This window comes from Roseateles microcysteis, from assembly GCF_036880965.1.
In the GTDB taxonomy this organism is placed as follows: domain Bacteria; phylum Pseudomonadota; class Gammaproteobacteria; order Burkholderiales; family Burkholderiaceae_C; genus JAUASW01.
Map to the genome: position 1 here is coordinate 107109 of NZ_JBAJMV010000003.1, position 10486 is coordinate 117594.

The 10486-nt window shown below is 67.1% G+C and carries 12 protein-coding genes; 9 read left to right on the top strand and 3 right to left on the bottom strand.

The genetic code is table 11. The annotated features are described in order from the left end of the window. Window positions 1-37: 37 nt before the first annotated feature. Window positions 38-1276, bottom strand: a complete 1239-nt coding sequence (locus V3596_RS09515; protein ID WP_334277475.1) for a flavin-dependent oxidoreductase — start codon at window positions 1274-1276, stop codon at window positions 38-40. A gap of 134 nt (window positions 1277-1410) precedes the next feature. On the opposite strand from V3596_RS09515, the gene V3596_RS09520 reads away from it, so the two are divergent. From V3596_RS09520 to V3596_RS09535, 4 genes are all read left to right on the top strand, one after another. Next, the gene (locus V3596_RS09520; protein WP_334277476.1) at window positions 1411-1869 is read left to right on the top strand and encodes a MarR family winged helix-turn-helix transcriptional regulator; all 459 of its coding nucleotides are present in this window, start codon (window positions 1411-1413) and stop codon (window positions 1867-1869) included. Window positions 1870-1922: 53 nt separating this feature from the next. Further along, window positions 1923-3065: an ABC transporter substrate-binding protein gene (locus V3596_RS09525; RefSeq protein ID WP_334277477.1), complete on the top strand. Its 1143-nt coding sequence runs from the start codon at window positions 1923-1925 to the stop codon at window positions 3063-3065. Between the two features lie 116 nt (window positions 3066-3181). Next, complete coding sequence (locus V3596_RS09530; protein WP_334277478.1) at window positions 3182-4762, top strand: DUF1800 domain-containing protein; 1581 nt, start codon at window positions 3182-3184, stop codon at window positions 4760-4762. 14 nt (window positions 4763-4776) lie between these two features. Next, on the top strand, window positions 4777-6051 hold the full coding sequence (locus tag V3596_RS09535; RefSeq protein ID WP_334277479.1) for a DUF1501 domain-containing protein: 1275 nt from the start codon (window positions 4777-4779) through the stop codon (window positions 6049-6051). A gap of 37 nt (window positions 6052-6088) precedes the next feature. On the opposite strand, the gene V3596_RS09540 is transcribed toward V3596_RS09535, so the two are convergent. Next, window positions 6089-7078 carry a N(4)-(beta-N-acetylglucosaminyl)-L-asparaginase gene (locus V3596_RS09540; protein ID WP_334277480.1) on the bottom strand — a complete coding sequence of 330 codons (990 nt, stop codon included), beginning with the start codon at window positions 7076-7078 and terminating at the stop codon, window positions 6089-6091. Window positions 7079-7227: 149 nt separating this feature from the next. On the opposite strand from V3596_RS09540, the gene V3596_RS09545 reads away from it, so the two are divergent. Next, window positions 7228-7821 carry a DUF4124 domain-containing protein gene (locus V3596_RS09545; RefSeq protein WP_334277481.1) on the top strand — a complete coding sequence of 198 codons (594 nt, stop codon included), beginning with the start codon at window positions 7228-7230 and terminating at the stop codon, window positions 7819-7821. 21 nt (window positions 7822-7842) lie between these two features. On the opposite strand, the gene V3596_RS09550 is transcribed toward V3596_RS09545, so the two are convergent. Then, a complete protein-coding gene (locus V3596_RS09550; RefSeq protein ID WP_334277482.1) occupies window positions 7843-8241 on the bottom strand; it encodes a methylglyoxal synthase in 399 nt (132 codons plus the stop codon). 62 nt (window positions 8242-8303) lie between these two features. Between V3596_RS09550 and V3596_RS09555 the strand changes: the two genes are divergently transcribed. The 4 genes from V3596_RS09555 to V3596_RS09570 are packed head-to-tail and all read left to right on the top strand — an operon-like array spanning window position 8304 to window position 10474. Then, window positions 8304-9446, top strand: coding sequence for a DSD1 family PLP-dependent enzyme (locus V3596_RS09555; protein ID WP_334277483.1), 1143 nt, complete (start codon window positions 8304-8306; stop codon window positions 9444-9446). A gap of 40 nt (window positions 9447-9486) precedes the next feature. Continuing rightward, window positions 9487-9720: a DUF2789 family protein gene (locus V3596_RS09560; protein WP_334277484.1), complete on the top strand. Its 234-nt coding sequence runs from the start codon at window positions 9487-9489 to the stop codon at window positions 9718-9720. Then, window positions 9711-10214: a GNAT family N-acetyltransferase gene (locus V3596_RS09565; RefSeq protein ID WP_334277485.1), complete on the top strand. Its 504-nt coding sequence runs from the start codon at window positions 9711-9713 to the stop codon at window positions 10212-10214. Before V3596_RS09560 ends, V3596_RS09565 begins: the two co-directional genes overlap by 10 nt. Further along, complete coding sequence (locus V3596_RS09570; RefSeq protein ID WP_334277486.1) at window positions 10214-10474, top strand: hypothetical protein; 261 nt, start codon at window positions 10214-10216, stop codon at window positions 10472-10474. The genes V3596_RS09565 and V3596_RS09570 overlap by 1 nt, the downstream gene beginning before the upstream one ends. The last annotated feature ends 12 nt before the right edge of the window (window positions 10475-10486 follow it).

Sequence of the window (10486 nt, forward strand, 5' to 3'; positions counted from 1 at the left end):
GGCAACGGACCCGGCCCACAGCGGTGGGCGGGCTTGATCAGGCCTTGGCCTTCAAGCTGTCCTTGTCGAATCCCGCCAATCGCTTGTAGCGCAGGGACATGGCTTCCAGCGTCTCTCGGGGAATCACTTCATCGATGCTGCTGAAGCCCTGTGGCGCCCGTGATTCGGCGAGCTGCATCACCTGCTCGGGCCCGTTCATGCGGTTGCGCAGCACGATGCCGGTGGTCCTGGGCAGGCGCTCGGCCTCGTACTCGCGCAGCGCGTAGGGCGTGTCGGCGTCGTCGGCCAGGCAGTCGGCCAGGTAGCGCGCATCGAGAATGGCCTGCGCACTGCCGTTGGAGCCTATCGGGTACATCGGATGCGCGGCATCGCCCAGGAGCGTGACGCGGCCGAAGGTCCAGCGCGGCAAGGGGTCACGATCGACCAGCGGGAATTCGTAGATTTCCTTCGCGCCGTCAATGATGGCGGGAATGTCGATCCAGTTCCATTTCCAATCTTGGAACGGTGCCGCGAAGACCGACTTGTCGACCTTTCGGTTCCAGTCGGTGCTGGGCAGTTCGCCGCCCGGCACGCGCAGCTCGGCGATCCAGTTGATCAGTGAACGCCCCTCGCGACGCAAGGGTTCGGAGATCGGGTAGCAGACGAACTTCTGGTCCTGGTGGCCGGCCATGAACATGCTGCGGCCATCCATGTAGGGCTCCGCTTCAGTCACCGCACGCCACAGCATGCGCCCCGAGAAACGCGGCTGATCGCCACTCGGGTAGAGGAACTTGCGCAGCGAGGAATGGATGCCGTCGGCGCCGACCAGCACATCGCATTCGGACTGCACCGTCACGCCGTCTGCGCGGCGCATGAAGCAGGCGACGACCTTGTCGGTGCCTTGCTCGAAAGAGGCAAAAGCGTGGCCGGCGTGCACCTTGTCGCGGCCAATGCGCTCCTGCACTGTCGCCAGCAAAGTCATCTGCAAATCGCCGCGGTGGATCGAGAACTGCGGGAAGTCGTAGCCGGCCGCGCGGCCCCGCGGTTCGCGCCAGATCTCCTGACCGAACTTGTTGAAGTAGGCGAGCGTGGAGGTTTCTATCGCGTGGGCGGCCAGAGCGTCTTCCAGCCCGAGCCGGCACAGCTGCTGGCTGGCGTGTGGCAGCAAGTTGATGCCGACGCCGAGCGGCTTGATTTCACCGACGGCCTCGAACAACTCCACCTCGATGCCGCGCTCATGAAGCATCAGCGCCAGGCTGAGCCCGCCGATACCGGCCCCTGCAATCGTGACTTTCACGCCGCTCTCCGTTTCCTGTTGCTGATGCTGCGTCGCAAGATGACATGCGCGCTTAATTGTTATAGCCTATAACAATTATCTCAACGAACACAAGCGTCGAGCAGGCAAAAGATGGACAAGACCCAGGAGACGGATTGACCCAGCGCATCCATTTCAATGCCCGTATAGAAGGCGTGGAGTACGACGTGCTCGACGAGCTGGTCGGCTATGCGGTGCGTCGCGCGCAGCTGTCGATCTACGAAGACTTCGCCGCGACGATGGACGGGGAAGAGATCACGCCGCAGCGCTTCTCGTCGCTGGTGATTGTTGAAAACAACCCCGGCATCTCACAAACGCGCCTGGCCGAGGTGATGGGCATCGCGCGCTCCGGCGTGGTCGCGATCATCGATGGCTTCGAGGAGAAAGGCCTGATCGAGCGCCAGGCCTCCGGCGACCGCCGCTCCTACAGCCTGCTGCTCACCAAGGCCGGCGCGCGCCAGCTCAAGCGCTACAAGCAGGCCGTGAAAGAGCATGACGAGCGCATCTCGGCCGCGCTGAACCAGGCCGAGAAGAAGCAGCTGTGCGCACTGCTGCGCAAGCTGTGTCCTCCCTGATCCGAAGGCAGGCCGCGCAAGCCGCAGCCGATTCAACCCACCCAGGAGACATCATGAAGAAGAAGTCCATCCGACCGCTCGTTGCGGCAGTCCTGAGCACACTCGCCTTCGGCGCCGCGCAGGCCGAGATCACCATCGGCGTGAGCCTGCCACTGACCGGGCCGGCCTCGGGTCTGGGCATTCCGACCAGGAACGGCATCTCCCTGTGGCCCGACACCATTGGCGGAGAGAAGGTCCGGCTGATCATCCTGGACGATGCCTCGGATGCGACGCAGTCGGTCAAGAACGGTCGCCGCTTCATCACCGAAGACAAGGTGGACGTGATCGTCGGCTCCACCGCCACGCCGGCCTCCATCGCGCTGTCGGTCGTGGCGGCCGAGGGCCAGACGGTGCAGATCTCGACCTCGCCGGTCGATCTGCCCGAAGGCAAGGACGCCTGGACCTTCCGCGTCGCACAGTCCACGCCGCTGATGGCCTCCGCGCTGATCGAGCACATGAAGAAGAGCGGCATCAAGAGCTACGCCTACCTCGGCTACTCGGACGCCTATGGTGAAACCTGGCTGAAGTCCTTCGATGCGCTGGCGGCGAAGGCTGGGCTGGCATCGTTGGCCACGGAACGCTTCGCACGGTCTGACACCAGCGTGACGGCGCAAGCGCTGAAGGTCACCATGGCGCAGCCGGACGCCATCCTGATCGGCGCCTCCGGCAGTGGCTCGGCGATGCCGCACAAGGCCATCGTGGAGCGGGGCTACAAGGGCAAGATCTACCAGACCCACGGCGCCGCCTCGCGCGACCTGATACGCCTGGGCGGCAAGGAGGTGGATGGTGCCATCGTGGTGGCGGGCCTGGCAGTGATGCCGGAATCGCTGCCGGCGGCGCATCCGTCCAAGAAGCTGGCGACCGAGTTCGTCGAGCGCTATGAGCAGCAGTTCGGCGCGGGCACGCGCAATCAGTTCTCGGCCCATGGCTACGACGCGCAGCTGCTCCTGCAGGCGGCAGTGCCGGTGGCGCTCAAGAAGGCCAAGCCCGGCACGCCCGAATTCCGCGCCGCGCTCAAGGAGGCGCTGGAGAACAGCAAGGGCGTGACGATCACCCAGGGCGTGATCCGCTACTCGGCCAAGGACCACTGGGGCCTGGAAGACAACGCCCGCGTGCTGCTGACCATCGACAAGGGCGACTGGAAGCTGGCGAACTGAGCCGCGGGTAAGCCACTAGCGAGCCGGCGCCCCCTGGCAACAAAGCTTTGCACACAGGCAATGCCGGCTTGATCGACACTTGCGACTCTGCGGACCTGGCAGTACGGAGTCGCAAAATGAAACTCACAAGAAGACAAGCCCTCCAGGGCATTTCGTTGGCATCGGCCCTGCCATTGGCAGGCAGCATCAGCTGGGCCCAGGCTCCGCGCCTGAGCGCCGATGAGAAGGCCCTGCATGCGCTGAACCGCCTGGGCTACGGCCCGCGGCCCAGCGACATCACGGCGATCAGGCAGCACGGGGCGGAGCGCTGGCTGCAGTCCTTTCTTGCTGCGCAACTGGAGCCTGCCAAGCTGGCCCCGCCCGAGGCGCTGAAAGCCCGGCTCGCCGCGCTCGATACGCAAAGGCTCAGCCAGGGCGAATTGATCGGCCGTTACCGCGAGGCCACGCAGGCCAACCGCGTGGCCAGGCGCGAAGCTGCTGCCATGGACGGCAAGGCCGACAACGCCAAGGTGCAGGAGGCGCAGGCCAATGCCCGCCGCGAGCTGGTGCGGCCCGTGCTGGCGCAGGCCGGCCAGGCGCGGCTGTTGCGCGCCATCGACAGCCCGGCCCAGCTGGAGGAAGTGCTGGTCGAATTCTGGTTCAACCACTTCAATGTCTTCGCCGGCAAGGGGCCGGTGTCGGTGCTGGTCGGTTCCTACGAGCGCGAGGCGATCCGGCCCTTTGTGCTCGGCCGCTTCCGCGACATGCTGGCCGCCACGGCCAAGCATCCGGCCATGTTGATCTATCTGGACAATGTCCAGAGCGTGAAGACCGGCTACCAGCCGCCGGGCCGCCAGGCGCGCGCCAACCCGAATGCCCAGAGACTGACCGGCCTCAACGAGAACTACGCCCGCGAGCTGATGGAGTTGCACACGCTGGGCGTGGACGGTGGCTACAGCCAGCGCGACGTGACCGAACTGGCGCGCATGCTGACCGGATGGACCGTCGACTACCGCGCGGCGCAGAGGGGCACGAAGGGCGCGCTGTTCGAATTCGACCCGCGCCGCCACGACGGCGGCACCAAGCAATGGCTGGGTCGCACGGTGACCGGCAATGCGCAGGGCGAAGGCGAAATGGCGCTGGACGTGCTGGCCAGCCATCCGGCCACCGCCAGGCATCTGGCCTTCAAGCTGGCGCAGGCCTTTGTGTCTGACCAGCCGCCGCCGGCCCTGGTGCAGCGCCTGGCCGACCGATTCCTCGCCACCCAGGGCGACCTGAAAGCTGTCACGCAGACCCTGATCACTTCGGAAGAGTTCTGGAGCCGCGAGGCCTATGGCGCGAAGTTCAAGACGCCCTACCAGTACGTCCTGAGCAGCCTGCGCGCGCTGGACGTGAGCACGCCGGCCGACGTGGCGCCGCTGATGCAGTTGCTGGCCCAGGCCGGCATGCCGCTTTACGGTTCGCAGACGCCCGATGGCTACAAGAACACGGCCGCCGCGTGGATGAATCCGGAAGCGCTGGCCCAGCGCGTGCAATTCGCCTCCACCTTGTCGGAGCGGCGCATGCGCCGCGGCACCAACGCCAACCTGGATAGCCAGGCGCTGATCAACACCCTGGGCCCTCTGCTCAGCGACAGCACCCGCAAGAGCATCGCCGCCGAGCCTGCTGCCATGCAGCTCACGCTCGCATTGGGCAGCCCCGACTTCATGCGCCGCTGAAGGAAGCACACATCATGCAACGCCGAAATTTCCTCCTGCAGACCGGCGCCCTCGCCGGCTGGACCCTCTGGTCACGCGCAGCCCGGGCCGCTGCCAGCACCGAACTCGCCAAGCGCAAGCTGGTCGTCGTGATGCTGCGCGGTGCGGTGGACGGCCTCTCGGTCGTCGTGCCCTACGGTGAAGCTGACTATGCCAAGTCGCGAACCAGCACCGCGCTCGCCGCACCAGGCGCCGAAGACGGCGTGCTGAAACTGGACAGCCGCTTCGGCCTGAATCCGGCGCTGGCGCGGCTCAAGCCCTTCTGGGACCAGGGCGCTTTAGGGTTTGTGCATGCCAGCGGCTCGCCCGATCCGACGCGTTCGCACTTCGACGCGCAGGACTACATGGAAAGCGGCACGCCCGGCCGCAAGAGCACGCCCGACGGCTGGATGAACCGCCTCGTGGCCCGCATGCCCGGCGAGGCCGCGCCGACCCGCGCCGTGAGCATGGGCGCCACGCCGCCGCGCATCTTTGCCGGCACCGCCAGCGTCGCTTCGCTGGGCGTGGGCCCGCGCGCGCTCGACCCCAAGGCCATCGACGACCCCAAGGTGCAGGCCGCGCTCGACAAGATGTACGGCCAGGACGCCACCATGGCCCGCACCTACAAGGACACCACCGAAGGCCGCGGCGAGATGAAGCGCAGCATGGAAGCGGGCCAAGCCCGCCGCGCCCAGGGTGGCGGCATGGCCGGCGGCCGCAGCATGGACCCCAGTGCCGACAACGGCGCGCCTTCGGCCCGCAGCTTTGCCGCCGATGCGCGGCGCCTGGGCCAGCTGATCCAGGCCGACGCCCACACGCAGCTCGCGTTCACCTCGGTGGGCGGCTGGGACACCCACGTCAACCAGGGCGGTGCCAAGGGGCAGTTGGCCAACAAGCTGGCGAGCCTCGGCGAAGGCCTGGAAGCCCTGGCCCAGGGCCTGGGCGACAGCCTCAAGGACACCGTCATCGTCGTGATGAGCGAGTTCGGCCGCACGGTGCGCCAGAACGGCACCGGCGGCACCGACCATGGCCGCGGCAATGTGATGTGGCTGCTCGGCGGCCCGGTGGCAGGCGGCCAGGTGCTGGGCGACTGGCCGGGCCTCGAGACCTCGGCGCTGGCCGACGGCCGCGACCTGGCGGTGACAACTGACTTCCGCTCGGTGCTGAGCCCGATCCTGCAACGTCACCTCGGCGTGAGTGATGCGGCGCTGGCTCAGGTCTTCCCGGGCTACAGTGGAGGGGCGCTTAAGGGTCAGGTCTTGCGGGCCTGAGGAACCCCTCATGGGCTGGCGCGGCGCCTGGCCGAGGTCAGGATTTCGGATAGACCGACGGTGCCTCCAGCAGGCGCCGGTCCTGGTCGTGATCGCACAGTGCATACGTGAAGCCGTGGTGCAGCGCGCAGGCCCCCACCTCGCCGTGCTTGTTCATGGCCAGCAGGCAGACCTGTAGCTGCTTGCTCGCGGCCTCACGCTTGTGCACGATGCGCTCCAGCGCCGCGACGCAGGCTTCCTGCGGCGACTTGCCCTGGCGCATCATCTCGACGACCAGGAAGCTCGCAGCATTGCGGATCATTTCCTCGCCCACGCCCGAGGCCGTGGCGGCACCGGCCTCGTTGTCCACATACAGGCCTGCGCCGATGATGGGGCTGTCACCGACGCGGCCGCGCAGCTTCCAGGCCATGCCACTGGTGGTGCAGGCGCCTGCCAGACGGCCCTGGCTGTCGATGGCCAGCAGGCCCAGCGTGTCGTGATTGGCGCTGTCGCCGGGACGTGAGGTCGAGAGACGCTCCACGTTCATCTTCGGCTGGTACCTGGACTCGAGCTTCCACTCGCGCCAGGCCTTGCGGGCAGCGTCGGTCAGCAAGGCCTCGCGGGCAAAGCCCTGCTCCAGCGCGAACTGCTGAGCCCCCGCGCCAACCAGCATCACATGGGGTGTCTTCTCCATCACCCGGCGAGCTACCGAAATCGGATGCCGGATGTCTTCCAGTGCTGCCACGGAGCCGCAGCGGCCATCACCATCCATGATGCTGGCGTCGAGTGTCAGGTAGCCCTCTCGATCCGGATAGCCACAGCGGCCCACCGTGGCATTGCACAACTCACCCTCGGCCCAGCGTGCGCCTTGTTCCACCGCATCCAGCGCTGCGCCCCGGCTGCCCAGCACTTTCCAGGCGGCCTGGTTGGCACCCACGCCGAAGTCCCATGTCGAAACGACGCGCGCGGCGCCGCGCTGCTGGGCCAGGGCCCAGACCGGTGCGGCCAGGGCCGCAGCGCCGATCAGTGTCTTGCGACGAGTCAGCATCGCCTCACTCCCATGTTCGATGGCTGGTCAGTATGACATCGCGTTGCAGGGACGCCGCGCCAACTGGCGCCAGGTCTTGCCACAAGGCGGGGCCGGCAATGCGCACAAGCGGTCAACTCGCTGCGCCGAGCCGGCGTTAGGCTGCGACCATGCATCCACCCTCCCTGCCCCTCTTGATCCTCCTGCTGCTTGCCAGCGTGTCGCTGCCGGCCGCCGCCCAGTACCGCTGCCGCGCGCCCGACGGCTCCCTCAGCTTCCAGCAGAACCCCTGCCCCGATGGCCATGGCCAGCAGAAGCTGGACATGCGCGTGGACCAGCCCGCTGCTGCGGCGGCGTCTGCGGACTACAGCCGCCAGTTGAGCGAGCTGGAACGCCAGCGCAAGGTCCGCGAGGCCATCATGGCGGGCCGGCCCATGGTCTCCATGACCCGCGCCGAGCTCGACTCGGCCATGGGCTCGCCGCTGCGCAGCAGCAGCGGCCAGGTCGGGCCCGACTCGACCGATCAGCTCTACTACCAGCGCGGCGGCCGCGGCTTCTACGTCTCGCTGCGCAATGGCGTGGTCGTGGCCTTCGACGATGTCGACCCGCCGCCTGCGCGCGCAGCCCAGGCCGGCAAGCCCTGCCCTTCGGCGCGCGAGATCCGCGACATCGAGATCGACATCAGCAAGCTGGCCAATCGCGACAACAAGCCGCTGCAACTGGAGCTGAACAAGCGCCTGCTCGACGCCCGGGCCTGCCGCTGAAGGCGCGCCTCGCTGCGGTGCTCACACCTGCGTCGGCAGGGCAACCAAGGCCCGCAAGAGCAGGCGTGCTCCGGAAAGATTGGTGGCGCAAGGCACGTCATGAACATCGCAGGCACGCACCAGGGCATTGATGTCGGGCTCATGAGGCTGCGGCGTCATCGGGTCGCGCAGGAACACCACGGCATCCACCTCACCCACGGCCAGGCGCGCACCGATCTGCAGGTCGCCACCCAGGGGGCCGCTGAGCATGCATTCGACCTCCAGCCCCAATTCATTGCGCAGCCGCCGCCCGGTCGTGCCGGTGGCCATCAGGCGGCAGGCCTGCAGCAGCGGCAGGAACTCGGAGGCCAGCGCCAGCATGCTGTCCTTCTTGTGGTCATGGGCGATCAGGGCCAGGCGCGGAGCGGAGGGCTTGTTCATGGCACCATGCTAGCCCGCCGCCGGTTACGGCGTTGCATCAATCTGCTCAGCCTTGTGATCGCATGACATCTCCTCTGCAACTGCCGCCTGCCGCGCGCCCTGGCGATGCGCTCTCAAGCATCGACACCCCTGCCCTGCTGCTGGAACTCGATGCCTTCGAGCGCAACCTGGACCGCATGCAGGCCGCAGCGACGGCGGCCGGCGTGGCCTTGCGCCCGCATGCCAAGGCACACAAATGCCCGGCCATCTCGCTGGCGCAGATCCAGCGCGGCGCGGTAGGCATCTGCTGCCAGAAGGTCAGCGAGGCCTTTCCCTTCGCCAACGCCGGCGTGCAGGACATCCTGATCAGCAACGAAACCGTGGGCCCGGCCAAGGCCGCGCTGGCGGCCGAGCTGGCAAGGCATTGCCAGCTGACCGTGTGCGTCGACCATGAAAGCCAGATTGCCGACCTCGCCGCTGCCAGCCAGGCGGTCGGCAGCCAGATGGCCCTGCTGGTGGAAATCAATATCGGCCAGAACCGCTGCGGCGTGACCGACGCGCCCGCCGTGCTGGCCTTGATCGAGCAGATCCAGCGCCATCCGCAACTGCGCTTCAAGGGCTTGCAGGCCTATCTGGGCAGCATCCAGCATGTGCGCGGCCATGAAGAGCGGCGCGCCGCCGCAGCAGGTGCTGCCGAGCGCACGGCGGCCGTGGTGGCTGCGCTGAGGCAGGCCGGCCATGCCTGCGAGGTGATCACGGGCGGCGGCAGCGGCACGGTCGAGTTCGACCTGGCCAGCGGCGTCTACACCGAGGTGCAGCCGGGCTCCTACATCGGCATGGACGCCGACTACGGTCGCAATGATTTCACCGGCACGCTGCACTTCGAGCATGCGCTGTTCCTGGCCAGCAGCGTGATGAGCGTGGGCAATGGCGAGCGCACGGTGGTGGACGCCGGCCTCAAGTCATTGACCCTGGACTCGGGCCTGCCGCTGGTGTGGGGCCATGGCCAGGTCAGCCAGCAGCTCAGCTACAGCGCCGCCAGCGACGAGCACGGCATCGTCCAGCTGCTCAGTCCCGAGGCGGAACGCCCGGCCCTGGGGACGCAGCTCTGGCTGGTGCCCGGCCATTGCGACCCGACCTTCAACCTGCACGACGAGGTGATCGCCGTGCGCGCCGGCCGGGTCGAGGCGGTCTGGCCAATTGCCGCGCGCGGCTTGAGCCGTTGAAAGTAGTCGCTAGACTGAATCAAAGCTCCGGGAGTTGAAGATGGAATCACCGTTCCACAGCCTTGTCGATCTATTCAAGCAACTGGGCCTGCCGCATGAGCCGGCGCAGATCCGCGTCTTCATCGAAAGCAACCGCCAGCAATGCCTGGGTTGCGCGGTGCAGGACGCACCAGTCTGGTCGGCCAGCCAGGCCGCCTTCCTGAGCGAAGCGATTGCGGAAGATGCCGACTGGGCCATCGCCGCCGAATCGCTGGCCGACCTGCTGTGCCGCTGATACGCGCCTTCGAGGCGAGTGACTGGCCGCAGCTGCGGCCCTTGCTGCAAGAGGTCTTCGCCACCGGCGATACCTATGCCTATGCGCCGCAAAGCTCCGACGCCGAACTCCACAAGACCTGGATCGAGGGCCCCGAGGCCACGTTCGTGATCTGTGGTGAAGACGGAGAGCTGCTGGGCAGCTATGCGCTTCGACCCAATCAGCCGGGCCAGGGCAGCCATGTGGCCAACTGCGGCTATCTGGTGGCACCTGCCGCACGCGGCCAGGGCCTCGCCACCCTGATGTGCGAGCACTCGCAGGCCGAAGCCCTGCGCCGCGGCTACCGGGCCATGCAGTTCAACCTGGTGGTCTCGACCAATACCGGCGCGGTGCGCCTGTGGCAGCAACTCGGCTTCGAGATCGTGGGCACCCTGCCCGGCGCCTTCAAGCACCAGTGCCTGGGCTATGTCGATGCCCATGTGATGTTCAAGACCCTGAGCCCGAAGGATTCCTGATGAGCAAATCCCTGATCTCCCTGCTGGTGCTGGCCGCCCTCGTGGTTGCCGGCTTTGCCACCAACCCCTCGGCCGACCAGCACCGCGACAAGATCAAGAAGGCCGTGGCAGAGCGCAGCCAGCTGGAAGGCGCCCTGGGCGTCGGCCAGATCACTGCCTTCGCTTCCAAGTACCACTCGCTGGGCCTGGCCTCCTACACCACGGTGAACGACAAGCTCCGCACGGTGGGCGTGCTGGGCATGGTCTTTGTCAGCGACTAAAAGACGCATCGG

Bases quoted from the DNA above. Each gene is read 5' to 3' on its own strand.
- V3596_RS09525 (WP_334277477.1), top strand. From the start codon at position 1,923: ATGAAGAAGAAGTCCATCCGACCGCTCGTTGCGGCAGTCCTGAGCACA.
- V3596_RS09540 (WP_334277480.1), bottom strand. From the start codon at position 7,078: ATGCTGACTCGTCGCAAGACACTGATCGGCGCTGCGGCCCTGGCCGCA.
- V3596_RS09550 (WP_334277482.1), bottom strand. From the start codon at position 8,241: ATGAACAAGCCCTCCGCTCCGCGCCTGGCCCTGATCGCCCATGACCAC.
- V3596_RS09570 (WP_334277486.1), top strand. From the start codon at position 10,214: ATGAGCAAATCCCTGATCTCCCTGCTGGTGCTGGCCGCCCTCGTGGTT.
- V3596_RS09555 (WP_334277483.1), top strand. From the start codon at position 8,304: ATGACATCTCCTCTGCAACTGCCGCCTGCCGCGCGCCCTGGCGATGCG.
- V3596_RS09560 (WP_334277484.1), top strand. From the start codon at position 9,487: ATGGAATCACCGTTCCACAGCCTTGTCGATCTATTCAAGCAACTGGGC.
- V3596_RS09545 (WP_334277481.1), top strand. From the start codon at position 7,228: ATGCATCCACCCTCCCTGCCCCTCTTGATCCTCCTGCTGCTTGCCAGC.
- V3596_RS09535 (WP_334277479.1), top strand. From the start codon at position 4,777: ATGCAACGCCGAAATTTCCTCCTGCAGACCGGCGCCCTCGCCGGCTGG.
- V3596_RS09530 (WP_334277478.1), top strand. From the start codon at position 3,182: ATGAAACTCACAAGAAGACAAGCCCTCCAGGGCATTTCGTTGGCATCG.